This is a genomic window from Baaleninema simplex PCC 7105 (assembly GCF_000332355.1).
In the GTDB taxonomy this organism is placed as follows: Bacteria; Cyanobacteriota; Cyanobacteriia; order Cyanobacteriales; family Geitlerinemataceae; genus Baaleninema; species Baaleninema simplex.
Genome location: NZ_KB235962.1, coordinates 430,564 through 456,505 on the forward strand (window position 1 = coordinate 430,564; position 25,942 = coordinate 456,505).

At 51.7% G+C, this 25,942-nt stretch carries 25 protein-coding genes; 12 read left to right on the top strand and 13 right to left on the bottom strand.

Annotated features, from left to right (window positions below):
* The first annotated feature begins 209 nt into the window (after positions 1-209).
* Complete coding sequence (locus tag GEI7105_RS0127250; protein WP_017663521.1) at positions 210-965, top strand: ABC transporter ATP-binding protein; 756 nt, start codon at positions 210-212, stop codon at positions 963-965.
* Positions 966-1,519: 554 nt separating this feature from the next.
* Here the strand turns inward: GEI7105_RS0127250 and GEI7105_RS0127260 are convergent.
* Positions 1,520-1,954, bottom strand: coding sequence for a Tery_1686 family protein (locus GEI7105_RS0127260; protein WP_026098006.1), 435 nt, complete (start codon positions 1,952-1,954; stop codon positions 1,520-1,522).
* Between the two features lie 60 nt (positions 1,955-2,014).
* Here GEI7105_RS0127260 and GEI7105_RS38010 point away from each other — a divergent pair, with 60 nt between their 5' ends.
* Positions 2,015-2,236: a hypothetical protein gene (locus GEI7105_RS38010; protein ID WP_144054076.1), complete on the top strand. Its 222-nt coding sequence runs from the start codon at positions 2,015-2,017 to the stop codon at positions 2,234-2,236.
* Here the strand turns inward: GEI7105_RS38010 and GEI7105_RS0127265 are convergent.
* The 3 genes from GEI7105_RS0127265 to GEI7105_RS0127275 form a co-directional block, all read right to left on the bottom strand.
* On the bottom strand, positions 2,200-3,063 hold the full coding sequence (locus tag GEI7105_RS0127265) for an inositol monophosphatase family protein (RefSeq protein WP_017663524.1): 864 nt from the start codon (positions 3,061-3,063) through the stop codon (positions 2,200-2,202). The genes GEI7105_RS38010 and GEI7105_RS0127265 overlap by 37 nt on opposite strands.
* Positions 3,060-3,695, bottom strand: coding sequence for a hypothetical protein (locus tag GEI7105_RS0127270; RefSeq protein ID WP_017663525.1), 636 nt, complete (start codon positions 3,693-3,695; stop codon positions 3,060-3,062). Before GEI7105_RS0127270 ends, GEI7105_RS0127265 begins: the two co-directional genes overlap by 4 nt.
* Before the next feature lie 190 nt (positions 3,696-3,885).
* On the bottom strand, positions 3,886-5,292 hold the full coding sequence (locus GEI7105_RS0127275; protein WP_017663526.1) for an MATE family efflux transporter: 1,407 nt from the start codon (positions 5,290-5,292) through the stop codon (positions 3,886-3,888).
* A gap of 915 nt (positions 5,293-6,207) precedes the next feature.
* Here GEI7105_RS0127275 and GEI7105_RS0127285 point away from each other — a divergent pair.
* Positions 6,208-7,818, top strand: coding sequence for a glycoside hydrolase family 3 N-terminal domain-containing protein (locus GEI7105_RS0127285; protein ID WP_017663527.1), 1,611 nt, complete (start codon positions 6,208-6,210; stop codon positions 7,816-7,818).
* A gap of 362 nt (positions 7,819-8,180) precedes the next feature.
* Entirely contained in the window at positions 8,181-8,408 is a 228-nt protein-coding gene (locus GEI7105_RS0127290) for a DUF4327 family protein (protein ID WP_017663528.1), read from the top strand.
* Between the two features lie 109 nt (positions 8,409-8,517).
* Here the strand turns inward: GEI7105_RS0127290 and GEI7105_RS38925 are convergent, their stop codons facing one another.
* From GEI7105_RS38925 to thrS, 3 genes are all read right to left on the bottom strand, one after another.
* Positions 8,518-8,670, bottom strand: a complete 153-nt coding sequence (locus GEI7105_RS38925) for a hypothetical protein (protein WP_017663529.1) — start codon at positions 8,668-8,670, stop codon at positions 8,518-8,520.
* A complete protein-coding gene (locus GEI7105_RS0127300) occupies positions 8,657-9,040 on the bottom strand; it encodes a hypothetical protein (protein ID WP_017663530.1) in 384 nt (127 codons plus the stop codon). Before GEI7105_RS0127300 ends, GEI7105_RS38925 begins: the two co-directional genes overlap by 14 nt.
* Before the next feature lie 688 nt (positions 9,041-9,728).
* On the bottom strand, positions 9,729-11,561 hold the full coding sequence (gene thrS, locus GEI7105_RS0127305; RefSeq protein ID WP_017663531.1) for a threonine--tRNA ligase: 1,833 nt from the start codon (positions 11,559-11,561) through the stop codon (positions 9,729-9,731).
* 506 nt (positions 11,562-12,067) lie between these two features.
* Between thrS and GEI7105_RS0127315 the strand changes: the two genes are divergently transcribed.
* The 4 genes from GEI7105_RS0127315 to GEI7105_RS0127335 all read left to right on the top strand — a co-directional run bounded on the left by GEI7105_RS0127315 (position 12,068) and on the right by GEI7105_RS0127335 (position 17,222).
* A complete protein-coding gene (locus tag GEI7105_RS0127315; protein ID WP_017663533.1) occupies positions 12,068-13,147 on the top strand; it encodes a glycosyltransferase family 4 protein in 1,080 nt (359 codons plus the stop codon).
* A gap of 324 nt (positions 13,148-13,471) precedes the next feature.
* Positions 13,472-15,679 (top strand): amylo-alpha-1,6-glucosidase, encoded by a 2,208-nt coding sequence (locus GEI7105_RS0127320; protein WP_017663534.1) that lies wholly within the window; start codon positions 13,472-13,474, stop codon positions 15,677-15,679.
* Between the two features lie 58 nt (positions 15,680-15,737).
* On the top strand, positions 15,738-16,673 hold the full coding sequence (locus tag GEI7105_RS0127325) for an alpha/beta fold hydrolase (protein ID WP_017663535.1): 936 nt from the start codon (positions 15,738-15,740) through the stop codon (positions 16,671-16,673).
* A gap of 330 nt (positions 16,674-17,003) precedes the next feature.
* Positions 17,004-17,222, top strand: a complete 219-nt coding sequence (locus tag GEI7105_RS0127335) for a DUF4327 family protein (protein ID WP_026098007.1) — start codon at positions 17,004-17,006, stop codon at positions 17,220-17,222.
* A 361-nt stretch (positions 17,223-17,583) separates the two neighbouring features.
* Here GEI7105_RS0127335 and GEI7105_RS0127340 read toward each other — a convergent pair whose 3' ends face one another.
* On the bottom strand, positions 17,584-18,045 hold the full coding sequence (locus GEI7105_RS0127340) for a bifunctional alanine racemase/tRNA (adenosine(37)-N6)-threonylcarbamoyltransferase complex ATPase subunit type 1 TsaE (RefSeq protein WP_017663538.1): 462 nt from the start codon (positions 18,043-18,045) through the stop codon (positions 17,584-17,586).
* 62 nt (positions 18,046-18,107) lie between these two features.
* Between GEI7105_RS0127340 and GEI7105_RS0127345 the strand changes: the two genes are divergently transcribed.
* Both GEI7105_RS0127345 and rd read left to right on the top strand, forming a co-directional pair.
* Complete coding sequence (locus GEI7105_RS0127345) at positions 18,108-18,677, top strand: peroxiredoxin (protein WP_017663539.1); 570 nt, start codon at positions 18,108-18,110, stop codon at positions 18,675-18,677.
* 95 nt (positions 18,678-18,772) lie between these two features.
* Positions 18,773-18,934 (top strand): rubredoxin, encoded by a 162-nt coding sequence (rd, locus tag GEI7105_RS0127350; protein ID WP_026098008.1) that lies wholly within the window; start codon positions 18,773-18,775, stop codon positions 18,932-18,934.
* 57 nt (positions 18,935-18,991) lie between these two features.
* On the opposite strand, the gene GEI7105_RS0127355 is transcribed toward rd, so the two are convergent.
* Both GEI7105_RS0127355 and GEI7105_RS0127360 read right to left on the bottom strand, forming a co-directional pair.
* Entirely contained in the window at positions 18,992-19,657 is a 666-nt protein-coding gene (locus GEI7105_RS0127355; protein WP_017663541.1) for a cyclic nucleotide-binding domain-containing protein, read from the bottom strand.
* Positions 19,624-20,697 carry a YheT family hydrolase gene (locus tag GEI7105_RS0127360; protein WP_017663542.1) on the bottom strand — a complete coding sequence of 358 codons (1,074 nt, stop codon included), beginning with the start codon at positions 20,695-20,697 and terminating at the stop codon, positions 19,624-19,626. The genes GEI7105_RS0127355 and GEI7105_RS0127360 overlap by 34 nt, the downstream gene beginning before the upstream one ends.
* A gap of 260 nt (positions 20,698-20,957) precedes the next feature.
* Here GEI7105_RS0127360 and GEI7105_RS34105 point away from each other — a divergent pair, with 260 nt between their 5' ends.
* Complete coding sequence (locus tag GEI7105_RS34105; protein WP_017663543.1) at positions 20,958-22,643, top strand: methyl-accepting chemotaxis protein; 1,686 nt, start codon at positions 20,958-20,960, stop codon at positions 22,641-22,643.
* An 11-nt stretch (positions 22,644-22,654) separates the two neighbouring features.
* Here GEI7105_RS34105 and GEI7105_RS0127370 read toward each other — a convergent pair whose 3' ends face one another.
* The gene (locus tag GEI7105_RS0127370; protein ID WP_017663544.1) at positions 22,655-23,596 is read right to left on the bottom strand and encodes a LysR family transcriptional regulator; all 942 of its coding nucleotides are present in this window, start codon (positions 23,594-23,596) and stop codon (positions 22,655-22,657) included.
* A gap of 283 nt (positions 23,597-23,879) precedes the next feature.
* Positions 23,880-24,899 (bottom strand): c-type cytochrome biogenesis protein CcsB, encoded by a 1,020-nt coding sequence (ccsB, locus tag GEI7105_RS0127375; RefSeq protein ID WP_017663545.1) that lies wholly within the window; start codon positions 24,897-24,899, stop codon positions 23,880-23,882.
* Between the two features lie 189 nt (positions 24,900-25,088).
* On the opposite strand from ccsB, the gene GEI7105_RS0127380 reads away from it, so the two are divergent.
* Positions 25,089-25,436 (top strand): ArsR/SmtB family transcription factor, encoded by a 348-nt coding sequence (locus tag GEI7105_RS0127380; protein ID WP_017663546.1) that lies wholly within the window; start codon positions 25,089-25,091, stop codon positions 25,434-25,436.
* Between the two features lie 90 nt (positions 25,437-25,526).
* Here GEI7105_RS0127380 and GEI7105_RS38015 read toward each other — a convergent pair whose 3' ends face one another.
* Positions 25,527-25,757 carry a hypothetical protein gene (locus GEI7105_RS38015; RefSeq protein ID WP_144054078.1) on the bottom strand — a complete coding sequence of 77 codons (231 nt, stop codon included), beginning with the start codon at positions 25,755-25,757 and terminating at the stop codon, positions 25,527-25,529.
* Between the last annotated feature and the right edge of the window lie 185 nt (positions 25,758-25,942).

The following is a 25,942-nucleotide window of genomic DNA, read 5'->3' on the forward strand; positions in this document are numbered from 1 at the left end:
GAGTAATCCTCCCAAATAGTGTCTAAACCCCTTTTTTTGTGCTTGGGTTTTGAAGTCGGGGTCGAAACGCTTGCACCACTTCTCAAAGCAGGGTGGCATAGCGGCTGGGGTGGTCTCTCTCATGGGGACACTCTCCACCTTAAATCCTTGTCAGTCAAGGGTTTTGCTTTTATTTTACCTTTTTTACCGTTTAAGTCCCGTTAAAAACCATGCACTTAGAAGTCAATCACCTGCACAAAGAATTCCAAACGCCGCGCGGTTCTTTGTTGGCGTTGAAAGATATCAATTTACACGTGGAACAAGGGGAATTTGTCTGTGCGGTGGGGGCGTCGGGGTCGGGAAAATCGACGCTGTTACGGCTGATTGCGGGGTTGGAAACGCCCACGTCTGGAGAAATTCTCGTGGATGGGGAACGGGTGACGGGGCCGGGAAGCGATCGCGGGATGGTGTTTCAACGGTACACACTGTATCCCTGGATGACTGTGGCGGATAACGTGGGGTTTGGTTTAGAACTGCAAGGGGCGTCTAAATTCGAGCGCCGTCAGTTGGTGGAATACTATCTCGATGTAGTGGGATTGATGGAGTTCGCTAAAGCCTTACCGAAGGAGTTATCGGGAGGGATGAAACAGCGGGTGGCGATCGCTCGCGCGTTGGCGTCACAGCCGAAAATTCTGCTGATGGACGAACCGTTTGGGGCGTTAGACGTGCAGACGAAAGAGACGATGCAGCAGTTTATGTTGGAGTTGTGGGAACGCACGGGAACGAGCATTTTCACGATTACTCACGATGTCGCTGAGGCGGTGTTTTTGGCGCAGCGAATTTACGTTCTCAGCGCTCGTCCGGGGCAAGTTCGCGAAGAGGTTTTCGTGGATTTATCGCTCGATCGCGACTATCATATCAAGCGATCGCCTCAGTTTCAAGATTACGAAATGGCGATTTTGGATGCGCTGCGATCGCAATCATGAATACTCCTCCACCTGCGTCCCTCGAGGTGGCGGTGTCTTGGTTAGAAGGGCTTATCCCTCCCGACAGGCGGTATTCTCTCCGAACAGCCAGAACTTTGGCTGGACTGCTCCCCCAAGTCGTTTCCGCTGTGGGGCTTTTGGTTAGTTTCTTTCGCCTAGAGTCCGACGTGTACGAACCGACTCAGAGGACTTATAGGTTGGGTTTCCCTTTCGCTGAGAGGTCGTGCCTCCAGGTGGTTCGGAATCTCGTTCCGCCCTTTGCCGTACCGCTCAGGATAGGGCAATTCTAACATAGGTTCGTTGGCAATTCGTCGCCCTAACCCCCACCTGTTCCTATGTGGTTGAATGCGGGCTAATTTTGTTCAACAACAGCATAACTCCCAATAGAACAACCGCATTCACTCTATTTGTAGGGTGGGCAATGCCCACCAGCCTCTAACATTTAACGTGGGTAGCGCTTAAGTGCGTAAGTCCAGCCAAAAAAACATCGAGATATCCCCTATCGACATCGCGAAAGGGGATAGGTTCGAGGACTATCGTTAATTCACGGGTCATCAACTCGCCAGAGATTCGTTCGGACGGTTGAAGATTTCCAAGGTTTGACGACAGCAATGTTTGAGTTTTTCTTGCACGTCGGGAACGGGTTCTTTTTTTCCGACGAACTGCCAGTTTTCGATGGTTGAAAACACCCATTGGCGGCCGAGTCCGCTGAATCCGGCCACTTCGACACCGATGGCGCGAGGTTCGGATTCGACGGTATGAAAGCGAATTTGAATGAGAATGCTACGGCTGTGACACCGAAAACTGTAGCCGGGAAAGTGAAAGCTCATGTCGATCGAGTCGGGATCGAGCATTTCTCGCGTTTCGGGATCGTTCGTCCAAGGTTTGAGATCCGATCGCAAATCGGGAAACTCGCCTTTGAACACGTTCACCACAGCCGCGATTTTACTGGCAATTTGGAAGTCTTTGGCTTGTTCGGCAGCGTTCACCGCAAATCCCCCTTTTTTGGTAAACCTCATTACAGTGATAGTCAAAAACAGCGGCGTCTGTTGTTCGTCGCTGACAACTGCGCCAACTGTCTTTTATTTATTAATAACGCGGCTCGGGCGATCGTGAGGGCGATCGCTCCCTCCACAAAACAAGCTAAACCTCCGCCAATGGAGGATTTGGGGGAGGTTTCAGGGGGATTTATCGAAAGTGCGACGCACCGCTATCGCGAAAGTGCTACGCACCGCTATCGCGAACGCACCGCCTCGAGAAGATCTTGGTGAACCGTTTCCGAAGCAGCCACGAGAAGGCCGGGACGTTCGTAGTTGTCGCATTCGTGTAACGGTGGTGGCGGCGAACCGTCGAAAGTGGTGACGATACATCCGGCTTCCTGCGCCACGAACGCTAAGGCTGCGCCGTCGATGAACTTACCGGAATCGAGAATCGCCCCCGTCAACTCGTTCGCCAACATTTTGTTGAAATTGGGAACCGCTACGTCTGGGGAGTAAGCCACCGCCAAATCGACCACGGTATAGCGGTCTTTTAACGCCTGTGCGATGGGGGTTAATCCCAGTCCCAAATACACCGTCGGGTGCTTGGATTCTATGTGGAACTGCTGCGCCGCCTCGAATGCGTCGTCTAGAGTTCCTCGAAACGCCCCTTCACCCCGCAAGGCGTAGTAATAGGCGTTTTCGCTGGGAGACAAGGCCAGAACCCCCTGAAATTCGTCGCGATCGAGGACGCAGAGAATCACCTGATAGTTAGGGTGTCCGTCGAGATAAAACCGGGTTCCGTCGATGGGATCGAGGGTGACGAGATAATCTCCCGCCTCCCCGAGATCGATCGCCCGAAAATACTTGGTATTGGCGGACTGTTCGTGTTCTTCGCCGAAAAAGCGCACCTGCGGGAAATGCGCCAACAGTGCCACTTCTACGAAGTTTTGAACCGACAAGTCCGCATCGCTTAACGCCGCTGCAAAGGCGTTTTCCGGGTAGTCTTTCTGTGGACGGACGCCGATCCGAGATTGAATCTCGCGAGCGTAAGCCCCAGCGGTTTTAAGATAGGGTAGCAAGGTGGACAGGAGAAGGCGCGGAGTGGGAATGTTCGTCATGGAGTATTTTGTTCTAACTCTGCTTCGGATTCGGAGTCTTCGGAATTAGACGGTTCGCCTTCTGGCGATCGTACCTCGCTCTCTTCCTCAGCGGGTTCGGGTTCCACTTCGCTGGGGGGTTCAGTTAGGGAAACTGTTTCTTCAGCGACGGAGATTTCCGGTTCTGTGGAGGCGGTGGCTTCCTCAGCGGGTTCGGGTTCTGCTTCGCTGGGGGGTTCGGTTACGGGAACTGTTTCTTCAGTGACGGAGATTTCCGATTCCGGTTCTGTGGTGGCGGTGGCTTCTGTCGCAGAAGTAGCGACAGGTTCTGATGTCGCTGTTGTTGGCGAGGCTGCATTTCGATCGGATTTCGTGACCGGGAAAAATTCGCCTTCAAGAGCGATTTGTCGGATTACACCACGATCGAGATTTCTTTTGCCTCGCTGTTGGGACAATTCGGAGATTTTTTCACCTAACTTTTGTCCCTTTTGCTCGGCATCTTGTAAGTTTCCCGAAGAGACGCTAGCAATTTTCCGCACGATAAAATTTAATTCTTTGCTTCCCCGTCGATTGCTAACATCGATTCCCTTATCGACTAGGATGCTTTTCGCAGCTTTTTTGACAGCTTTTTCAAAGGTTTTAGCGGATGACATTGTAGCTTGCCTTCGTGCAATAAACAAACACGTCTTTACTCTAATACCTCGAACTGTAAATTAACAGTCAAACATCTAATTTTTAAATTTTAGATAATCTTTCTTAAATCTCTTCTTAATCTAGAACGCTGTCCGATCGATGGGAGCGAACCACAAAGCTGCCGATTCGTGTTGGAATCGACAGATCGATTTAAAGTTTTGATATGCGTCCGTCTCGCTCGTTTAAGTGATGAAACATTAGATTCGACAGCAATTTCTGGAAGCGCCAGATAAACAACCCCGCCACGACAGTTACGGCAACGGCTTGTCCGAGCCACAGTCCAATACTTCCTAACTTGAAATAAAACGCCAGTCCGTAACCGACCGATAAACCCACACCCCAATATCCGAGTACGTTCGTTAGCATGGGAATTTGCGTGTCTTGAAGTCCTTGAAGCGATCCATAGACTGCCTTTTGGACGCCATCTAAAACTTGAGCGATCGCGGCGATCGTTAGAAGTGGTAAAGCTGTCTCGAACACTACTGCATTCTCAGGATTCTGCACATCTAAATAAATGCCAATAATTTGTTTGGGAAAGAGTAAAAACGCGATCGATACTCCAAGCATAAATAGAGCAGTGACACTCACGCTCACCCATGCAGCTTGTTGAATTCCCGTGCGATCGCGTTGTCCTAACCATTGTCCGACTCGTACAGTCGTCGCATAAGAAATTCCTAACGGCACCATGAATACGACCATTAATGTTTGAAAGACAACCTGATGTGCGGCTAAGGCATCCGTGCCTAATGTTCCCATCCAAAACATCATGACTAAAAAGAAACCAGCTTCTAATCCCGAAAATAAACCAATAGGTATGCCCACCCATGCTACCTCTTTTAAGACTTGTAGTCTGATGTGATGAAGCTTTTGAAAAATGCGATAGCATTTCAATTTTGGATGTACAAAAACGTAGATCGCTAGGGCTAAAAACATTCCCCATAATGCTAAGGTACTCGACAACGCTAAGCCAGCTAACTCTAATCTCGGAAACCCCAATTTCCCAAATCCTAAAATATAGTTTCCAGTCACGTTTAATGCCGTTCCCAAAACCATAATTATCATGACAGGACGAGCTTGAGACAGAGCAGCCACTATCGCTCGCAACGCCGCAAATCCGATGGCAGGAAATAAGCCCCACGACATGATATCGAGATACGTCCGAACGAGTTTTACGGTGGTTTCCGTTTGTCCGCTACGAGCGAGAATGGTTTCGAGATTTCCAGTGGCGATCGTTAGCGGTATCGCGACTAACAATCCCAACCATAATCCTTGACGAGCCACTTGTTCGATACGTTTTTTCTGTCCCGCTCCAAAGGCTTCAGCAACCAGCGGACTGATTCCCATGACGACACCACTAGCCATGGTCATAATCGAAATAAAAATGATTGAAGCGAGTCCACCAGCCGCTAAAATTTCTGGCCCCATTCTTCCCATCATAATGGTGTCGGCAAATCCTGTTGCGGATTGAGCAACTTGGGCGCTGGCGAGGGGAACGGCAAGTTTTAAAAATTCGCGAATTTCAATTTGGAGGTTATATCGCTGTGAAAGGTGGCTCATGATTAGTCGGTCTGTATATTTTGGAGATCGGGAGCTGTAACGATCGATCGGTTATCCTTCAGTCCCGATCTGCCAGGCAAAAAAATGGCACGTTAGTATCGAATCTTAACATATTTTAATATGGATCGATCGCGACTCACTTGATTTTTTGGTTTTGGGACATAAGCAATAAAAAATCAGGAGTTTCGTCGATTTAAGTTTGTAATAATACGACAGTTTGCTCGTTTTGTTAAGTCGTAAAAAGCAACTATTTGTCCGATCGGCGAGAAATAAAAACTACAAAATAAAATATTTTTTAAAAAGTAAATTTATTATATTTGATATTTTTGACAAAAATATTTGACTTAGCTTTTTATTCTATTCGATTTACTTAAAACTCGTGTTTTTATATAAACGCGTGCGATCGCGCAAATTCAAATTCCAAAAAAATCGTGAATTTTTTTCGATTTCAAAACGACTAAATGTTTGTATCGATCGAAATCATTTTTTTTAAGCACTCATATTTGTTGTTATCCAAAAGTATGAATATAAATTGATTTTTTTTAATTATTGATAATATCGATTTGTGTGAATTTAAATTTTATATGAATTATTGTTTTTAAATTAGATTTAGATCGATTGAAAATATTTATTTTGTTTTGATACACATTGATGCCAGACTCAAAAGAACGTTCAAAACCTAAAATTCACTCAAGCGCGATCGCGCTAAACAAGATGCGATCGCGCCTTAAAACGATTGCGATCGCATTTTAAGTTTCAGATCGAAGGCTTAATTTGTCTTATTGTCGATCTTGCAAAGCAGTAAAACTTTACGACTTAAATCTCCAGTTTTTCATTTATAGAGTCGGCACACAATTTAAATGATGCTGCTATACAATTAATTTCAATTGACTCAACCGATTCCCCGAACGTTCTATGACTGCTTTAACGCCGTTCCACACTCTCCCCCTCCAACAGCAAGTCGCCCAGATGTTTGTGGTTCGGGCATCGGGACATTTATTCGATTCGCAAATTCGCTATCCGGCGTGGGAACCCCAACGTCAAACCCTACAGCGGTGGATTGGCGAACTCGGACTCGGCGGCGTGTTACTCATCGACGGAAGTGCGGCGGAGTTACGGTTGAAAACCCAGCAGCTACAGGAGTGGGCAGATATTCCCCTGTTGCTGTGTGCGGATATCGAAGAAGGGGTGGGACAGCGATTTTCCGGGGCGACTTGGTTTCCGCCGCCGATGGCATTGTCGGAAATTGCCCGTCGGGATTGGGATAAAGCGATCGAATATGCCGAACTGATGGGGGCGATGACGGCTCGAGAAGCGGTTGCGACGGGGTTAAACTGGATTCTCGCCCCAGTGGTAGATGTTAACAACAATTCCGACAATCCGGTGATTAACGTGCGATCGTTTGGCGAAACGCCAGAGGTCGTATCGGCGTTGGCGACGGCGTTTTTACGGGGAACGCAGCGATTTTCAGTGTTGGCGACGGCCAAGCATTTTCCGGGTCACGGCGATACGAGCGTCGATTCTCATTATCATCTTCCCACGATTCCTCACGATATCGATCGCCTGTCAGCGGTAGAACTCCCGCCGTTTAAAGCAGTCGTCGCCGCCGGTGTCGATGCTGTGATGACTGCCCATTTGCGAGTTCCGGTGTGGGACGCAGACGAACCAGCCACGATGTCGCAACGGATTTTAACGGAGCAGTTACGCCGAAAGCTGGGCTTTGAAGGGTTGGTGGTGACGGACGCTTTGGTGATGGGGGCGATCGCCAAACGTTACGATGCGAACGAAGCTCCGATTTTGGCGATCGAGGCGGGAGCTGATATCGTCTTGATGCCTAGCGATCCCGAGGGGGGAATTCAGGCGGTTTGCGAGGCGATCGAATCGGGACGCATTTCTCGCGATCGCCTTTGTCAATCCCTCGATCGCATTTGGCAGGCGAAAATGAAGGTCTGTTCTCAGCCCCTTTCGCCAACGTCGCCCCAGCAAGATCTCGATCGCATCGCCACTCCAGACACGCTCGATCTCACCCGATCGATCTTGCGAGAATCGGGTCGCCGTCAAGGACAGCGCCTATCTACAGTGTCCTCGGGATACAATGTCGTTATCGTAGACGATTGGTTGCGGTGTTCTTTTCTCGGACACCAAACTCCTGCCATCGCACTTCCCAAACAACAAGGATTTGCACCTTATTTAGTCGATCTCGGTGGTAACTGCCAACCTCCAGAAATGGGAACGGGACGACCGACAATCGTACAGGTTTTCGTCCGAGGTAATCCCTTTGGCAGTAGTCGAGCGATCGCCGAACTCGCCGACACCTGGCTTAATAAATTATTAAAAACTGGCGATCTCGTGGGGTTTTCGATCTATGGTAGTCCCTATACTCAGGAGCAAATTAGTCAAAAGCTGCCGCTCTCGCTTCCAGTGGGGTTTTCGTTCGGGCAAATGCCTGAAGCTCAAGCGATCGCCCTCGAAGCCTTGTTTGGAAAAACTCCCTTACAGTGGTCTGCTCTCAAGCCTCTAGCTTAGGAGAAAAGCCCGTCGGTCGGAAGCTTGGCTCGTGCGATCGTCTGTTAACAAAAAAGCGAGCGTGCGATCGGCAAATCTCCGAAACTCGCAGTTTCAGCCCCTCAGCGGTAGCGAACTTTACTAAACTTCATTAAACTTGAGTATAATTGGGAAGTGACAAGGACAAAAAACCAAATAATTTCAGTATCATGGGTTACAAGCACTTTACCCAAGCTTTACTCGAACGCAGGGTGTAAGGCTTGTTGCTTGTCCGGTTCTAGCCGATAAAAAAATCACAATTGCCCCTTAGTCACGAGTTCGAGATCGGCTATCCTGTCTCACCTGTTCCTGATGCCAGCCAGCTAAGAAAACGAGGGATCGTTATGACTTTTACAACAACTGCTCGATATACTATCGCTATAATTAAAGACGAAGCCTCACAGCTCGTCCAGCAAGGCGCAGTTAGCAGACAACAACCGATCTATACCCTCTGCCGACATATTCCCGCTCGCGAATGGTCTTCGGTCGAAACTGAACTCGAAAACCATGACTTTTTGTTACGCGATCGCATTGGCGACCTGATCGGCCCCGAAACCTGGGAAAACGACTAATTACTCGATCGGATAGCTTGTCTGTCGAGCAGTCTGTTAACAAGTGCGCCCAGCTTAACTCTTGCCAAATTATTAAATCAAGGAAGCGGGCAATGTGAAGTAACGAATGTTACCGTCTGTTATTTTTTTCCCGCTTCGCGATCGCCACCTCTAAAAAACAAGCAGTAGAGACGTTATCGTACAACGTCTCTACTTCCCATATCAAGGCGATCGTAGCGATCTCGCAGGAGTCCGATAAAACCGAACGACTACGATCGGGCATCCTGTTCCCGAAGTCGTTCGAGTTCGCGACGCAGTGTCGCTACTTGAGCTGTCAAATCTTGTAACTCCGCTTCTGTTCCCGTCGGAGCGGCGGTCGTTGGTGCGTTCGCACTCGTCGAAGTCGAGGCTGTCGTCGTTCCCCCAGAGGTCTGACCCATCAGGCTATCGACGAAATTGCGAGCCTCCTGTTCGGTCACTTCACCTTTGGCGGCTAACTTTTCTACAACCGCGTTCCAATCCTGCTGTTGGAACGTTTGCAGGTTCTCCTCTCGCTTCTGGGGATCTTGCAAACTCTCGATGGCGGAACTGGCCGCACCGATCGTCACGCGAAAACCAGTTTGGAGCGATTGCATTAACGTATCGGGATTCATAGGGTTCGTGTCCAGGGTTTTTAGTTGAGAGGGCAAAGACTGGCTTTATCTTAACAAAATCGAGATTCCAGTTAAACCGATAATTTTGATAATGTCGAGTTTGAAATCTCTTTGTTGGGTTATTCGAGGAGTGTTTTATTCACCACAGAGACACAGAGGACACAGAGAGGGGCTTGTCTGGCTGGGTAAAACCAGTGTTTGAGATTCGGATTTCGTATAAAATTTAAAAATTCAACAATTGATTCTTAGAACCACTTTTGTATTTTTAAAATAGTTCTGTTATCTAAGTGGTGCAGAAAACTTTTCGAGATCTAGGATTGACAAAACACATACAATCTGTATTGAGATTCGAGCCAGATCTCCGGCAACCATTTACCGATCTGGGATTTGTATTTTTAATACAGTTCTGTTATAGCACAGCCCAGAGAAACGTTTCGGGTGCATCTCAAAAATGTAAATTCATCGAATTGGGCGCACTCAATTTCCAGATCCCCGGCATCTCCAAGATGCCGGGGATCTTATACCGGAAGTGCTAATCGGGAATTTTGCCACCCCAAACTGATGTTTTTGCAAAACTGATGTTTTTGCACTCATTGAGATGCACCCAACGTTTCCGAAAAAGTTTCAGCATTGAAAAACCCCGGTCTTGACTAAAAACCGGGGTTTCAAGATTCTCTTGATTTCGGCTTTAAAAATCGCCGCGAGATTCAATTGCTCCCGTTAATTTCTCGATCGCCTCGTCAACCGGCATCGAACCCAATTCCCCAGACGCGCGAGTGCGGATACTCAAGCTATTGGCTTCCTGTTCTTTCGCACCGACGATCGCCATCACCGGAATTTTCGCTTTTTCGCCGTTGCGAATTAGCTTTCCGAGGCGTTCGCCACTGGTATCGGCGGCGGCGCGAATTCCACTTTGTAACATTTTCGCCGCGACATCTTTGGCGAAGGGTAAAAATTCATCGCTCACCGGCAGTAACCGCACCTGTTCCGGTGCCAGCCACAGGGGGAAATCGCCCGAATATTCTTCGATGAGAATGCCGATCAACCGTTCTAGGGAACCGAACGGCGCGCGGTGAATCATGACCGGACGTTGGCGAGAACCGTCTTCAGCGACGTATTCCAACTCGAAGCGTTCGGGTAGGTTGTAATCGACTTGTACCGTTCCCAACTGCCACTCCCGTTCGAGAGCGTCTTGGAAAATAAAGTCGAGTTTGGGACCGTAGAACGCGGCTTCGCCGGGAGCCTCGAAGTAACTCATGCCTTTAGCGTTCATGGCGTGGCGGATGGCGTCTTCGGCTTTGTCCCAGGCTTCGTCGGAACCGATGTATTTGTCGGAGGAGCGATCGCGGGTACTCAATCGCGCCTTAAACTGACGCAGGCGCAAACTCTCGAACACCGACAAAATTAAATCGACGACGTTGAGAAACTCCGTTTCCAGTTGGTCGGGGGTGACGAACAGGTGAGAATCGTCTTGGGTAAAGCCGCGAACTCGCGTCAATCCCCCCAGTTCTCCGGACTGTTCGTATCGGTAAACCGTACCAAACTCCGCGAGGCGCAACGGTAAATCGCGGTAAGAGCGCAGTTCGCTTTTATAAATCTGCACGTGGAACGGGCAGTTCATGGGTTTGAGGATGAATCCCTGTTCGGCGTGTAACGCCTCTTCGTCGTCCGCCATCAACGGGAACATATCCTCTTTATAGTTCTGCCAGTGTCCCGAGGTTTTAAACAAGTCCACTCGGGCGATGTGGGGGGTAACGACGCCGAAATAGCCCCGTTTTTGCTGTTCGTCTTTGAGGAAGTTTTCCAGGGTCGATCGCAGGATCGTGCCTTTCGGCGTCCACATGGGCAAACCGGGGCCGACAGCATCAGAGAAGACGAACAGCCCCAGTTCTTTACCGACTTTGCGGTGATCCCGCTTGAGGGCTTCTTCTTTACGGCGTTTGTATTCCTTGAGTTGTTCGGGGGTTTCCCACGCCGTCCCGTAAATCCGTTGCAGTTGCGGGTTGTTGGCGTCGCCGCGCCAGTACGCCCCGGCAATGCTTTCGAGGTCGAAGGCTTTCGGGTGTAGATCCCCGGTGGTTTCGACGTGAGGACCGGCGCAGAGATCCCACCAGCGATCGCCTAAATGGTAAAGGGTAATGGGATCTTGTTTAATATCCCCGAGAATTTCCAGTTTGTAGGGTTCTTTAATCTCGGTGATGCGCTTTTCAGCTTCTTCTCGCGTCACCACTTCCCGAATCACGGGCAGTTTTTGCTTGATAATTTTGACCATCTCTTTTTTGATGGCCTTGAGATCTTTTTCCGTAAACGGTTCCGGGCGATCGAAATCGTAGTAAAACCCGTATTCAGTCCACGGGCCGATCGTGACTTGGGTTTCGGGAAACAACCGCTGTACCGCCATCGCCATGACGTGAGAGGCGGTGTGACGGATGCGTTTGAGCTTGTCCGATTCGCTGGTACGGGGCAGGCGAATCGGTTGTTGTTCCACGGCTTCGGCTGATTGGGACGCTGAGGGTGACATGGGCAATTCGATCGAAAACGGAACTTTACGAGCTTAACGGATAAAGCGGCGCGATCGATCGTCTCCGATCTAGAGCCTTTCGATCGCCACAACTTGCATTTTCTATCTTAAACGGTTGCTTTCGATCGCGGAAAAGCTTCGCTCGATCGACCGCTTCCGTTCGGTTAACCGCCCTCGACAGCTTGCAAGGGTATCGGTAACAATTTCGATCGTTGGCGGAGTGTGACGCATTGTTTCTCCCAACTCACAAACCATTGCCGGTTTGATGGGAATGCCGCAACTCCCGATAGCCTAATTCATTCCAGGAGGCAGTCACGATGCCCTTAGGCGCTTTCGGTTAAGTCAGCTCGTACGAAACTTTTCCAACTCAACCCCCAGGCGAACGCGACCGTTTGTTCGTTCCGAATTTCCCGCGAAATTCGTATCGGTTTCGCCTCGTTAAATTCATCGCCGATCGACGGCAATTCGATTGTGTCCTCGATCGCTTACAGGAGAGAAAAACAGCTATGCGTATCGCTCAAGTTGCACCGTTATGGGAGCGTGTCCCTCCTCCCGGTTACGGTGGAATCGAACTCGTCGTGGGACATCTGACGGACGAACTCGTCCGACGCGGTCATCAAGTGACGCTTTTTGCCTCGGGAGATTCCCAAACCCTAGCCCACCTCGAACCCATTTGTCCGAAGGCGTTGCGTCTCGATCCCGAAACCCTCGAACCCGAAGTCTATGCAGTCCTTCAATACAAGCGCGTCTTAGACGCCGCCAGCGAGTTCGACATCGTTCACTTCCACACCAGCTATCCGGCACTACCTTATGCCGAGATGTTGAAAACTTCCGTCGTTCACACGTTGCATAACGGCTTTACTCGCGAAAACCAGAAAGTATTCCAACACTACCGACATCAACCGTTTATCAGTATCAGCGACGCGCAACAGCAGCGCATTCCCAATCTTAACTACGTGCGAACGGTTCACAACGGCATCGATCCCGAGAGTTATCCCTTCGTGGAAGTTCCCGCCGACGATCCCCCGTATTTGGCCTTTTTAGGGCGACTGTCTCCCCAAAAAGGCGTCCACCACGCCATCGAAATCGCCAAACGAACCGGATGGACGCTGAAAATTGCCGGAAAAGTCGATCCGGTCGATCTCGCCTATTTCGAGCGAGAAATTGCCCCCCATCTCGACGACAGACAAATTCAATACCACGGGGAACTGTCCCATAGCGATAAAGTGCGGTTGTTGGGATACGCCACGGCCACCTTATTTCCCATTACTTGGGAAGAGCCGTTCGGATTGGTCTCGATCGAGTCGATGTGTGCGGGAACCCCCGTTATCGCCTTCAAACGGGGCGCGGTTCCGGAAATCGTCGCCCACGGCGCAACTGGGTTTATTTGCGAAACCGTCGAAGATGCTGTCGATGCCGTTTCTCTCGTTGAGGATCTCGATCGCGAAAACTGTCGGGATTTCGTCGAACGCCATTTCAGCGTCTCCAGCATGGTGGAGAAATACGAAGCGGCGTATCAAAAAGTCCTGAACGAGTTCTGGTCTCGCAACGGCCGCGCTGTGAGCGAACCGACCTTAGCCGCTTAATATGAAAAGAGAAACAACATGGCTGTGAAACCTTGTCCCTGCTGTGGAAAATCGATGTTGCAGCACGTGCGATCGAGCAAACTTCAATGGTTCTGTTCTTCTTGCACCTTCGCCATGCCTGCCAGTGGGGGATCTCGCCTCTCGACACCCCAAGCCGCACCCCCGCAGCGACCAGCAAAACCGCAGCGTGATTTTGAGATGATGAGGTGATAAAAACAGTCACCAGTGAAGAGGGGATGAGGAGAACTCCCCACTCTTGATTCTTCCCTTTCCCCTCTTCACTGAAGAAGCCCTCCCCTGCTCCCCCTCTCGAACGACCCAACAATGGCTTCTGAGAAGTTGTTAAGTCATCAATACGTACCGTCTTGGGAACAAGTTCGCTGGCCCGAAGCCGAAGGCGAACCCCGCCAACCGACGTTAGTTCTTAAAGACGACGATATTTTTCTCGTCACCGATCGACTCGGAAATATTACGTCCCCGATGCCTGGGGAACCCGAGACGAACCGGATTAGCATGACGGGCTTGTTTTGTCAAGACACGCGGTTTCTCAGTCGCGGAGAACTGCAAATCGAGGGGCGATCGCTGGTTCTCTTGGGTAGCGAAGCCCTCTCGGGTGGGGAAATGACGGTCTCTTGTACCAATCCCAGTTTCGGGGAACGGATTCCGTTGGAAACCCTAGGAATTTTCCGCCATCTCGTCCTTCGCGGCGGCTTGTTCGAGGAAATCGAGGTGACGAACTACAACAGCCACCCGATTTCAGTTCAACTGAGTTTTAGCGTCGATGCGGATTTTCGGGATCTGTTTGAAGTCCGACAGTACCAACGGCGATCGCAACGCGGTCGAGCGTTAGTCGCCCATCCCGATCTCAGTAGGATTCAATTTGCGTACGAAGGATTGGACGGGGAAGTGATGGAATCGGAAATCGACTTCCAACATCGTCTTCCCGACGGAAAAGTCGGAAATACGGCAATTTGGCAACTGACGCTCGATCCCCACGTTAAACAAACACTCGGGTATCGCGTACGCCTGCTGCGAAATCGGCGATCGAGTCCGACGGTGGCGATTCCGAATACGTTATCTGAGGCGAAACAGGAAGCCCGAGAGGCTTGGAATGCTTGGCGCAGTCAAACCGCCCAACCGAAAACCGACGATCGGGAGGTCGATCGCATTCTGACCAGCGCACAGCGCGACCTTTACGTGTTGCGTCAGTCTTTCGGAGAAGAAAAAGTCCTCGCAGCGGGGATTCCTTGGTTTTCAACACTGTTCGGACGGGATTCGATTATCGCGGCTTGGCAAACCCTGATGTTCGATCCCCTCATCGCCCGAGATACTCTCAAAATTTTAGCCCGCTATCAGGGACGGCGCGAGAGCGACTGGCACGATGAAGATCCCGGTAAAATCCTGCACGAACTGCGCCTCGGGGAAATGGCGCGATGCGAAGAAATTCCCCATACGCCTTATTACGGAACGGTAGACGCCACACCGCTGTGGTTGGTGCTGTTGTCCGACTATTACGCCTGGACGGGAGATGTCGAGACGTTGCGTCAACTGTGGGATAACGCCGTCGCTGCGATGGAGTGGATCGATGCGACGTCCCGCGAAACGGGCTATTTAACCTATTGGCGGCGCAGCGATCGCGGTATCGACAACCAGGGTTGGAAAGATTCGGGCAATTGCATCGTCGATCTCCACGGAAAACGGGTCTCGGGTCCCATCGCCTTGTGCGAAGTGCAAGCCTATGTCTACGCGGCGAAAATCCGCTCGAGCGAGTTGGCGGCCAAATGCGATCGCCCCGATTTACAACAGCGTTGGCGTAAAGACGCTGAAGACCTCAAACGGCGCTTTAACCGAGATTTCTGGCTCGAAGACGAGAGTTATTGCGCCTTAGCCCTCGACGGCGACGGAAACCCCGTCGATAGCCTGACTTCCAACCCAGGACACTGTTTGTTTGCGGAAATTCTCGACGACGAGAAAGCCCAAGCGGTCGGATCTCGACTCATGCAACCGGATTTGTTTAGCGGTTGGGGCATTCGTACCCTCAGCAGCCAGTCCCCGGCGTACAATCCCATCGGCTACCATTTGGGATCGGTGTGGCCTCACGACAACGCGATCGCCGCGTTGGGGTTGCGTCGCATCGGACATCTCGACAGTGCGCTTAAGGTGGCGCAGGCCATGTTCGACATGACTCGCCACCAAAGCGACGGACGGCCGCCAGAACTCTTTTGTGGGCTCGATCGCCACGATCGCCGCCCTCCCGTTCCCTATCCGGTGGCCTGTTCCCCCCAAGCCTGGGCGACGGGAACGGTATTTCAAATGTTGCAGGTTATCCTAAATCCGGTTCCCGATGCCGAAAATCGCCGCTTGACTTTGCGATCGCCGAGTTTGCTGCCCGCGTCGAACCACCTGAAACTCTATGGAATTACGCTGGGATCGGCGACAGTAGATTTAGCCTTCGATCGTGTCGCCGATGCGATCGTGGCGCGGGTATTAAAACGACACGGGGATCTGACTGTGGCGATCGAACTTCCGTGAAGAAACCTTCTGCAAGAAACTACACTATAAGAACGGAAGTTAAGTTTTGTAAACTATCGTGTCTGTTTCCTCTGCCAGTTCTCCCCCCACCACCGAGGTCGATCGCTTTTGGCGTTGGCGCGGTTTTCGCATTTGCTACCAACAAGCGGGCGATACCGGCCCGGCGGTCGTATTGGTTCACGGCTTCGGGGCGTCACTCGGTCATTGGCGCGATAACATTCCCGTTCTCGCTCGATCTTGCCGCGTTTACGCCCTAGATTTGCTGGGATTCGGGAAATCTCACAAACCCACTCCCGGTTTGGCGATCGATTACACGTTTGAAACCTGGGGCGATTTAGTGGCCGATTTTTGTCGCGAAATTGTCGCAGATAGGGCGTTTCTCGTGGGAAATTCGATCGGCTGTATCGTCGTCATGCAAACGGCGGTGATGCATCCCGATCTCGTACGCGGCGTGGTGCAATTAAATTGTTCGTTGCGCCTGCTTCACGACAAACGACGCACCGATCGATCTTGGTTGAAACGCATGGGTGCGCCGCTGTTGCAAAATTTACTGGGAATTAAACCCATCGGCGACTTTTTCTTCGCGCGACTGGCGACGCCGAAAACGGTTCGGAATATTCTTTTGCAGGCGTACAAACGTGCCGATCGAGTCACCGAAGAACTCGTCGAACTCCTCCTGGCTCCAGCAAAAGATCCCCGCGCTAGCGATGTTTTTGTGGCGTTTACTCGCTATTCTCAAGGTCCGCTTCCAGAAGAGTTACTCGATCGCCTCCCCTGTCCGACGCTGATCCTGTGGGGAGCAGAGGATCCCTGGGAACCCCTGGAACTGGCGCGATCGCTCGAGAACTACGAGGCGGTCGATCGCTTTATCGTGTTAGACGGTGTCGGACACTGTCCCCAAGACGAAGCCCCCGAAGAAGTCAATGCCATTGTCTCGGAGTGGATTCGCGATCGCTCTCGACAATTCCCCCACGACGATCGTTCGTCCTTTTGAGAGAACGTCGTGACGGAATTTTGGGGCGATTTTCGCAGAAGCGCGATCGCCGACTTTTTCGTATTCTTTCCACAAAGAGAGCAAGTGTTGAGAAAATTAGCATTTTCCCTTTCTGTTGGATTAGTTTTTGTTATCGATCAAACCCAATTATCGGCGCGAGTGCCTAAAATTTCGCCTTTTTTTCCGACAGTGCTTGTCAAATCGGGGTGAATTCAGGTATAAGTATAGTATTGGAAATTTGTCGGCGCTTTTTGTCGAAGCAAGAACTCATCAAGCGCCGCTCTAGCAACCCCATAAAGTCAAGAGGATTTGAACAATTCAAGAGGTCGTATGAACCATCAGGTAATTCATCCTATGGTGAAAATGCAGCGTCAAGTACGCTCGCTCGTCGATTCTAAGGTCGTTCAACCTAGCGATCGCATTTGGAAAGTCGCCTTCCTGTTTGGCGACGAGTGGCCCCGTCTCAAGCAAGAACTGCTTGAATTCGAGTTCTCCATGCAAGATCCCCTCAGCGAGCTGTTAGCCGTTGAAGTGTGGGAAGACGAGTAATTTTAACAAAACGCTAGCGTAAGCTTAAATTTCGGCTGAACTTCCCCAGTACGCTATTTAAACATCTGCTGTACTGGGGAGGTTCGTGCGTCAGGTTCGAGACGATCGCGTGAAGTTAAGTTGCATTGCAACATGATTGCAACCGGATTTCACTCGGGTTGAGAAATTGGCGTGTCAATCTAACACGCGATCGCCTTCCTCGTCGCGTTTCCGATGAGAGAGCGTTCGTGTCGTGCAACGATAGTTGCATTGCAGCAGCAGTACTGCAACATCCCGAGATTTAAATTGAAACGCACAGTATTTAACCGCCTTCGGGATCGATCGAATACCGGGGGATCGCTGCGATCGAGGAAACTCAAGCTCAAAAATAGGCGTTTAGCCCATCTGGAATCTCTCCCACAGCAGAAAGTTCTACTTGGCGAGCGTTTCCGTCGTGTTTCAAGCAAATACGAACGTAAACGTTCGGTAAATATGTCAGACGGTCGGCCCATTCGATCGCCGTAATTCCCGGTCGAACTTCTGCACCTTCCCAATAAACTTCCGGTTGCAAATCTTCGATCTCTTCAGGCTGCAACCGATACAAATCGAAATGATACAACGGCACCCGACCGTCGAGATATTCGTTAATCAGGGTAAACGTCGGACTGACGATCGCCTCAGAAATCCCCAAACCTTCGCCGATTCCCTGAATCAGCGTCGTTTTACCGCTGCCTAACTCCCCTTCGAGGAGTAACGTCGTCAACGGCGGGATATGTTTTCCCAACTTGACCCCGAAACGGCGTGTCGCGTCAGCATCGGGAAGAGACAGAACTGCAAGCGTCATCGCGAAAAATGTAAACTTATATGAAGTAATCGAACCGATCGTTCGGATATTTTACAGAACCCATGAAATCTCGTCGCAATCTTTTACAACTGATTTTGAAACTGACCTGGGCGAGTTGTCTCGCCATTGTCGCCGTCTGGGGGGCGATCGCGCAACCGGCGTCGGCGATGGGGGGAACGCTGCCACCGCTGAACGCACCTGCTCCCGAGTTTACCTTACCCACAAATACCGGAGACGGAGAGGTTTCGCTATCCGACTATCGGGGTCAGTGGGTGGTGGTGTACTTCTACCCCGCCGATTTTACCCCCGGTTGCACGCTCGAGGCGCGACGCTTTCAACAAGACTTACCCGAATATCGCGATCGCAACACACAAATTCTCGGCATTAGTGCCGACGACGTGAATTCCCACGAAGACTTCTGCGACTCGGAAGGCTTGCGATTTCCCCTACTTTCCGATGTGGACGGCAGCGTTAGCAAAGCTTACGGATCTTGGATTTATTCGCGATCGGTACGTCACAGCTTTATCGTCGATCCTGACGGGATGCTGCGCGATCGATTCGTGAAAGTCAATCCCTCCATTCACAGCCAAGACGTGTTAACGCGATTAGACGAGTTGCGAGCTACTTCGTAAACCTTTAAATCTTTCTGAAGTTTGCAGCCTCGATGGACATCCCGCGCTACGGATGAAACCGTAGTCTTCAAAACTGTTCTATGGCAACTCAAACCATGACTAAATACGTCTGCACAGTATGCGGTTACGTCTACGATCCCGAAAAAGGCGATCCCGACAGTGGCATCGAACCCGGTACGGCGTTTGAGGATATTCCCGACGATTGGGTCTGTCCGGTTTGTGGAGCTGCGAAAGATGACTTCGAGCCGCAAAGTTAACCGCACCCCAACGATCGAAGCGTGACGAGGAGATCGATCGCCCCTCGACTCCTCTCCTCATCGCGTTTGTTGCACGAGCCATTGAAACTTCGCCCGTACCAAATCTAAATCCTGCGGGTCGAGGGTGAGCGGTTTGGGGTTCGACAGTTCTGGGGCGTCTAAAGCAGTTCCATACCCGAGACGGCGCACTGTTGCCCGCATCCGATCGCACAAACACAGCGATAGCCCGCGATAAAAGCGAGAGGCAAACCCCAAATCTTGGTTGAGCTTCGACGTCAATCGAAATCGAGGAATTTCCAGCACTTCACACGGGGCGATCGCCTTGACGGTAGCGATGGGCAACCGGCTGTCTACAAACGAAATTTCACCGATGACCTCTCCGGTAGAAATGCGAGCGAGTTCGCGATCGACGGGCGGATCGAGAACCACGCTGAACTCCCCCCTCAACACGAAATACAAGGCGCTAATTTGCTGATCCTCGAAAATTAGCGTTTCTTCAGGTTCGAGCGTGCGCTTGCGACCTTGGCGAGCGAGCCAATCGATATCTTCATTGTTGAGTTCGCCCAAGATTAAAAATGCTTTCTTCACGATCGTTGCCCCATAGCCAACTTCAATCAAACTCGAGATAGGATCTGCCGGTTCGACGACCGGCCTGGCGATCGCACCCTCCGATCTCGCATCGGTTATACCTATTGTGACGTCCGCCCCCTCGCCTCCGTCCACTCGAGAACTCGATTCCACGCCCACCAACAATCTTCGTCTCCCGCCTGACGTCGAGCGCGATCGCTGGCAATATAACCGACGTGACCGCCCCGGTCGGTCAGCCACAAATCGACCGCCGAATTCACGGCGCAAGCACTTTGAAGGTCGGGCAGGATCGTCGGGTCGAAGAGGGGATCGTCGGCAGCATAGAGAATCAGCGTCGGATGTTCGAGTTCCTCGAGCCAAGGGAGCGGACTGCTAGCGGCGTAATAGGCTTCGACCGACTCGAATCCTAACGGCGAAATGACGAATTCGCGATCGAATCCCCAAATACTATCAGCTCGAGCGATGGCGTCGGGATCGATCGTCCCCGGACGAGCCGCTTCTAACTGGTGTAGGAGTTTTTTCAACTGTCGGACGATGGACTTTTCCAAATACCGGCCGATCGGATGCGACGTTAAATAGGTCAGCGATCGCGTCGAATCGAGACTCGGACAGATCGTCGCCGCGCCCCCCAACCCCCGTAACACCGCCTCAGCGTTGGGTAAATCGGCCAACCGTTCCGGCTCTCGCTCGGCGATGCGAACCCCCCACAGTGCCAGTTGACCCCCTAACGAATAGCCCGAAAACCAAATCGGTGCCGGACATCCCAACTGCAACGCCTTCGCTGCAATTCTCAGGAAATCTTCTCCTTCATACAGTCCGTCTGACGTCAGCGCCGGAGAAAGTAACCCCGTTCGTCCGTGGGCTCGCCAGTCGAACGTCACCACCGCGTAGCCCAGACGATACGCTTTGCGCCGCAACAGTTCCAGATACCACTGATCGTCGAGACTTCCTACGATCCCGTAAGTCGCGACGAACGTTCCTTTCGGGTTGTCGGGAAGGGCGACGCGGCCGTAAAGGGGCGTTCCCCCGGCTCCCACAAACTCGACTTCCCGCTGCGATGGGGCGCTCTCGCGTATCGTCTTTTCCCAAGTCCGACGCGATCGCAATGCGATATACGCTGTCATGACAACGCCGTTACTGAGCCAGAAAGGAGGTTGGTAGGTAGGAAAATCCATCGTAATAGATCGTTGACCGTTGATAGTTGACAGGGAATCGGGAATAGAGAACAGTGACAAACCGTGAAGAGTTAAAAAGTTTCTCCCTGCTCCCCCTTGACGGTGAAGCGTGCAGAAGGAAGAGGGTAGAGTGTGGACTCAGGGCAGAGTGTCTTGACTCTTGACTTTTGACTCTTACCTCTAAACTGAAAGATGCTCCCCCGTCAGAGATTCGAGACAAAATAAGAAAAAATCGCAAAGAGCCTCTAGGAACGCGAGTCGTGCAGACGAACAAAACCTCTCAAGCCCATACTCGACATTTTCAAAGATACCTGGTTGCGGCATCGGCGCTCGGAATTTTCCTCGTCAGTGCGATCGTTGCGGCGGTGGCGGTCTTTCCCCTGTCGCGACAGTTAAAAGTCGAAGCTCGCCGCGAATTAAAATTTGCCGCCCAAACGCGCGTTTTCACCGTTGAAGAATTGCTCTCCCGCCTGCAAAGCATCGCCATGCAGATTACCAGTCGCACTCGCGCTCGCCAAGTTCTCGAAGCCTACGATCGCGGCGAGATCGATCGCTCGGAATTCGTCACCACCAGTCAGCGGATTTTAACAGACGCCCTCAACCAATCCGAAGAAGTGGTCGGTATTACGCGCCTTAACGAAGAGGGAAATTTGGCGGTCAGCGTCGGACGGGAGATTCCTCGAGCGTGGTGGGTCGTTCCTCCCGCAACCGCGCAAACGTCACTCGTGCGCGATCCTGTTACCTTGTCGGGGCAATCCTACCTCGTTGTCGGCGCGCCGATTCTCAACTCGAACGGACAGCGCGTCGGAACGGATGTGGTGCTGTTTGACGTATTTCGGTTGCGAGAGATCGTCGACGATCGAACGGGACTCGGGGAAACGGGAACGACAGCACTCGGGACTTGGCGCAACGATCGCGTCGAGTTGTTTTTCTCGCAATACGACGAGGTGGCAGACTTGGCGCTTCAAACAGCCATCGAGCAAGCTGTGGCGGACGGCGAGAGCGGTACGCAGATCGTTCCCGGCGATACGCCGCAAGTGGTGGCGTTCGCGCCCGTAGAAGCTAGCACTTGGGGTCTGGCGATCGCGATACGTCGTCAGGAACTCTACGAACCGATTTATCGGGATTTAACGGCCCTCAGTTGGACGATCGTAGGTGTCACGGTCGTCGGAACTGGGGCGACGGTTTTACTGTTGCGTCCTTTCGCCCAGCGATCGATCCAACAAGCGAGGAAGTTAGAACAGCAAATCGAGGAAACTAACGCGCTGCTGGCGTTGAAAAATCGAGCGCTGCAAGAGAAACAGCGCCAACAGGAATTAGTACGAGACGCGTTGCAGCAAATTGAAGGATTGCAGTTATCTTCAGATCGGGTGTCCCAGCAGGCTCGGGCGGCGAGACAGTGTATGCAACAGTCGTTAGAGTTAGTGAGAACGGGGGCGTCGTCCGTCGAGCGAGCGTTGGACGGAACGCAGCAAGTGCGAGTACAAGTTCGCGAGATCGTCGATCGCATGGGTCAATTGAGCGAGAGTATCGATCGCGTCAGTACCATCGTCGAGTTAGTGGGAGATTTCGCCGCCCAAACGAATATGCTCGCGTTGAACGCTGCGGTAGAAGCAGTACGGGCGGGGGACTCGGGGAAGGGATTCGGCGTCGTGGCCGGAGAAATTCGCCAACTGGCCGATCGAAGCCAGCAATCATCCGATCGAATTCGCACGCTGATAACCGAGATTCAAAACGAAATTCGTCGCACGGCTAACGCCACTGAAGACAGCAACGAAACGGCAGATTCCGGCGTGCAGATGGCGCGAAACAGTTCCGAGATTTTCGACGACATCCAAAGCGCCATCGACGAAATGGCCGCGACGACCCAACAGATCGATCGGGCGAACCGAGAACACGTGTTGGCGATCGAGGCGTTAGTCGCAACCGTGCGATCGATCGCTTAAGTCGGCGATCGTCAACTCAATTGCAACGCGTGTTTCTTCACGAAGTTCTCGACGGTGGGGATGTTTTGGCTTTCAGAGAGCAGATGGTCGAGGAACGATCGCGCGAGAACGGAAAGCTGTTTTCCTTGGAGGTGAACGGCGTACCAGCGACAGGGAATCGGGAAGCGATCGACCTCTAAAATCGCGAGATCGCCGATGACCAACTCGGGAAGCAAACAGTGAGCCGACAGTACCGAAATGCCCAAACCGCCAGCGACCGACTGTTTGATGGCTTCGTTGCTCCCGAGTTCCAAGCGCACGTTGACCGAAATTCCCTCGCGCTCGAACAGGTGTTGCACGGCTCGCCGCGTTCCCGAACCGGGTTCCCGCATGATAAACGTTTCTCCCTGTAACGCTGAAATCGAAACCCGCTGGCGTTGGGTTAAAGGATGCGTCGAAGAGGCCACGACGACGAGCGGATTGTCGAGAAACGGTCGAGCCACGAGATCGAGATCTTCGGGCGGTTGGCTGAGAATATAGAGGTCGTCTTGGTTCTCTAACATCCGACGCACTAATTTTTGATGGTTCGTCACTTGCAGTGCAATATCGACATCGGGATATTGCTGACAAAACGAGCCTAAAATGCGCGGAACGAAGTATTTGGCCGTCGTGACTACCGCCAAGCGCAGCTGTCCTCGCTTTTTCCCCTGCAAGTCTGCCACGGTCATCTCGAAATTGGAAAGTTTCGTGAAAATGTCTTGACAGGTTTCTAGGAGTTCCCTTCCCGCCTCTGTGAGATACAGTTGTTTGCCAATTTGCTCGAACAGGGGAAGTCCGATCGATTTGGTCAGTTGTTTGATTTGGGTCGAAACCGTCGGTTGAGTAATCGAGAGTTCTTCAGCAGCGCGAGTAAAACTACCGTGGCGAGCCACGGTTTCAAAAACGTGCAGTTGGTGGAGAGTGGCTTGAATCATGATGTTTTTCGTGACAGGGTCGCGATGTCTTCTAAATTGCCCCTCGGCTCTCGACGAGTCGATGGGGCAGTCGGACAGTTTGACGCGACGAACGAGGCTCGAACGTTCGGTTCTATCTTAACCATAGATTAAAATCGATTGTTCGTGCTAGTCCTATCGAATAAAAACAATATAAATCCAAGCAGAGGCTGAACCGCGATCGCGTCCCAAAACCCTAAAAACCCCGATATCCGTCAAGATACCGGGGTTCCAAGCGAATTTCGACCCGAGCCGATCGGACGTTCTAGAAGAACCAGCCGTAGGAGTGCAACCCTTTACCGAGGAGGTTAACGCCCAAATAACAGACCCAAACCACCACGAAACCCGCCGAAGCGAGGATCGCAGGACGACGACCTTGCCAACCCCGAGTAATTCGCGCGTGGAGGTACGCCGCGAAGACCAACCAGGTGATAAAGGCCCAAGTTTCTTTGGGGTCCCAACTCCAATACGTTCCCCAGGCTTCGTTAGCCCAGACTGCCCCGGCAATAATACCGATCGTCAGCAAGGGAAAGCCCAAGCCGATAATCCGGTAACTGACGTTATCGAGGGTATCTGCCAAATTCAACCGTTGGGGCGAGAGAGCGACCGTTTTCGGTGCTGTCGCGACGCGATCGACCGTGGCGACGCCACCGCCGAGGTTGTCGGCGCTGAAGGTTTCGACCGTCGCCTCAACTCGAGACGCGTTAGCGTGCGGGGTCTGAATTTGACGTTTGGGATCGCGGAACGCTCCAGTCCCGACCGAACTTCCCCGCAGTTCTACATTTTGCCCTCGCGTAACGGCCAAAAACGCGATCGCCAGCAGCGAACCCACCATTAAAGTGGCGTAACTAATCATCATCACGCTGACGTGCATCATCAACCAGTTCGATTTGAGGGCGGGAACCAACGGCGCCGCCACCTGCATCGTGTCCGGTAAGGTTAACGCCGCGAAGGCCGTGATGCCCATCGCCACCGGTGCGGTAACGACCCCAACGAGACGACTGCGGCTGGTGTATTCCGCCACGAGATGGATAGCCGTCAGCCCCCAGGTTAGGAAAAATAAGGATTCGTACAGGTTGCTGATCGGAAAATAACCGGCTTCGAGCCATCGCGCTCCTAAGAGGGTCGCGATACAGAGGTTCGCCACGGCAATACCCGTCGTTCCCAAAACTTGCAGGTATGGAATGCGGGGAAAGGCGGCGCCCACCCAGTAGACCAACATGGTGGCAAACAGAACAGCGAACGAAATATTGTCCAGTCCGTTCTGGAGCGATACCAGATCCATTGAAATCTTCTCCCTAGTTGTCGATCTCGAACGTTTGCGTTCGATGCGTTGAAAACTGTTTCGATCCTAGCGAGTCTCGGGGCAAAGCGAAAATCTTGCAGCGAAACCGTCTCCCGAGCCACCGGATTCTAAACCTATATGACAATATGATGTTAACAATAACTTAAGATAGTACGAAAATTAAGACAGATGCAATCCACTTCTATTGCGGCCCTGGCGAAAGTCTCCGATTACTTTAAAGTGTTGTCGGAGGTCAGCCGTTTGCTCGTTCTCTGTACGTTGAAGTCGGGGACGAAGAACGTTTCCGAAATTGTTGAGGCAACGGGACTCGGTCAAGCTAACGTCTCGAAACACTTAAAAATTCTCACCCAGGCTGGTTTTATCCAGCGGACGCCCCAAGGGGTCAGCGTGTATTACGAAATCAGCGATCCGGTGGTGTTTCAACTGTGTGAGTTGGTTTGCGATCGCCTGTCGGTTCATCTCGAAGCCCAAGCCCAGCACTCAGAACACCTCAAAACGTTCCAACAGTCGATCTGACCGTCGTGCTGACACGTTCGCACCATTATACGCTTAAACCCATCAGGAGAGTTTGACGGGTTTCCGAGGACAACTCGAGACGCGGCGGCGTCAGGGGCGTTCGTACCGCCGCGTGTCGTGGGAGGCGGCCAGCTCTTTGAGCATTGCGACGTCGTTCGTACGCTCGGTGTTGCGGGGCTGCGATCGCGATCGTCGATTCACCGTTTTGGAGAGCGAGACACTCGCTCTCGACGCCTCGGTGCGACCCCCAACCGTGACGACAATACCAAGAAATCTAAAGATCGCACGGTCGAAGAGGGGCAATGGGTCAATACGCCACATTTCTTTAATTTATGAAAATTTGACGGCTCGTCTGAGTTAATTATCGTGAATTTTTGTGTAATTCAATAACTCATATTTACTTTAAAAATCTTATCGATATCGCGATCGATTTTCGAGAAAAGACGACTTAAAATTAAATAGAGATCTCGCAGACGCCGAAGTCGAGACGCCCGAATCGTGACGCT

What these genes read in the sequence shown, in the direction of transcription:
- GEI7105_RS0127250 (WP_017663521.1), top strand. Translation starts at nt 210, where the DNA reads ATGCACTTAGAAGTCAATCACCTGCACAAAGAATTCCAAACGCCGCGC.
- GEI7105_RS0127265 (WP_017663524.1), bottom strand. Translation starts at nt 3,063, where the DNA reads ATGACGAACATTCCCACTCCGCGCCTTCTCCTGTCCACCTTGCTACCC.
- GEI7105_RS0127270 (WP_017663525.1), bottom strand. Translation starts at nt 3,695, where the DNA reads ATGTCATCCGCTAAAACCTTTGAAAAAGCTGTCAAAAAAGCTGCGAAA.
- GEI7105_RS0127275 (WP_017663526.1), bottom strand. Translation starts at nt 5,292, where the DNA reads ATGAGCCACCTTTCACAGCGATATAACCTCCAAATTGAAATTCGCGAA.
- GEI7105_RS0127285 (WP_017663527.1), top strand. Translation starts at nt 6,208, where the DNA reads ATGACTGCTTTAACGCCGTTCCACACTCTCCCCCTCCAACAGCAAGTC.
- GEI7105_RS0127290 (WP_017663528.1), top strand. Translation starts at nt 8,181, where the DNA reads ATGACTTTTACAACAACTGCTCGATATACTATCGCTATAATTAAAGAC.
- GEI7105_RS38925 (WP_017663529.1), bottom strand. Translation starts at nt 8,670, where the DNA reads ATGCCCGATCGTAGTCGTTCGGTTTTATCGGACTCCTGCGAGATCGCT.
- GEI7105_RS0127300 (WP_017663530.1), bottom strand. Translation starts at nt 9,040, where the DNA reads ATGAATCCCGATACGTTAATGCAATCGCTCCAAACTGGTTTTCGCGTG.
- thrS (WP_017663531.1), bottom strand. Translation starts at nt 11,561, where the DNA reads ATGTCACCCTCAGCGTCCCAATCAGCCGAAGCCGTGGAACAACAACCG.
- GEI7105_RS0127315 (WP_017663533.1), top strand. Translation starts at nt 12,068, where the DNA reads ATGCGTATCGCTCAAGTTGCACCGTTATGGGAGCGTGTCCCTCCTCCC.
- GEI7105_RS0127320 (WP_017663534.1), top strand. Translation starts at nt 13,472, where the DNA reads ATGGCTTCTGAGAAGTTGTTAAGTCATCAATACGTACCGTCTTGGGAA.
- GEI7105_RS0127335 (WP_026098007.1), top strand. Translation starts at nt 17,004, where the DNA reads ATGAACCATCAGGTAATTCATCCTATGGTGAAAATGCAGCGTCAAGTA.
- GEI7105_RS0127340 (WP_017663538.1), bottom strand. Translation starts at nt 18,045, where the DNA reads ATGACGCTTGCAGTTCTGTCTCTTCCCGATGCTGACGCGACACGCCGT.
- GEI7105_RS0127345 (WP_017663539.1), top strand. Translation starts at nt 18,108, where the DNA reads ATGAAATCTCGTCGCAATCTTTTACAACTGATTTTGAAACTGACCTGG.
- rd (WP_026098008.1), top strand. Translation starts at nt 18,773, where the DNA reads ATGACTAAATACGTCTGCACAGTATGCGGTTACGTCTACGATCCCGAA.
- GEI7105_RS0127360 (WP_017663542.1), bottom strand. Translation starts at nt 20,697, where the DNA reads ATGGATTTTCCTACCTACCAACCTCCTTTCTGGCTCAGTAACGGCGTT.
- GEI7105_RS0127370 (WP_017663544.1), bottom strand. Translation starts at nt 23,596, where the DNA reads ATGATTCAAGCCACTCTCCACCAACTGCACGTTTTTGAAACCGTGGCT.
- ccsB (WP_017663545.1), bottom strand. Translation starts at nt 24,899, where the DNA reads ATGGATCTGGTATCGCTCCAGAACGGACTGGACAATATTTCGTTCGCT.
- GEI7105_RS0127380 (WP_017663546.1), top strand. Translation starts at nt 25,089, where the DNA reads ATGCAATCCACTTCTATTGCGGCCCTGGCGAAAGTCTCCGATTACTTT.
- GEI7105_RS38015 (WP_144054078.1), bottom strand. Translation starts at nt 25,757, where the DNA reads ATGTGGCGTATTGACCCATTGCCCCTCTTCGACCGTGCGATCTTTAGA.